Annotated in this window: 1 rRNA gene; it reads right to left on the reverse strand. The window is 55.7% G+C overall.

What is annotated here, in order from left to right:
* Window positions 1–28: 28 nt before the first annotated feature.
* Window positions 29–141 (reverse strand): 5S ribosomal RNA (rrf, locus tag SB772_RS43395).
* Window positions 142–253 lie beyond the last annotated feature (112 nt).

Consider the following 253-nt stretch of genomic DNA (forward strand, 5'->3'; position numbering starts at 1 on the left):
GGGGTGGGGTTTCTGGTGCTGCTGGGGAGCCTGACGATTACCTACTTTCACACGGGAATCCGCACTATCATCGGCGTGGAGTCGTTTCACGGTCCTGTTCGGGATGGGAAGGGGTGGGACCGACTCGCTATGGTCATCAGGCATGACTTGATGTCGTACTGCCCTGGGGCAATACAACCAATCTGGAAGAAGTAGCTGAGAGGATGCCTCCCGGTATTACCTTGGGTTGCGCTTGTACTGCACAACACTGATC

Source organism: Paraburkholderia sp. SIMBA_030, assembly GCF_046535245.1.
Classification (GTDB): Bacteria; Pseudomonadota; Gammaproteobacteria; order Burkholderiales; family Burkholderiaceae; genus Paraburkholderia.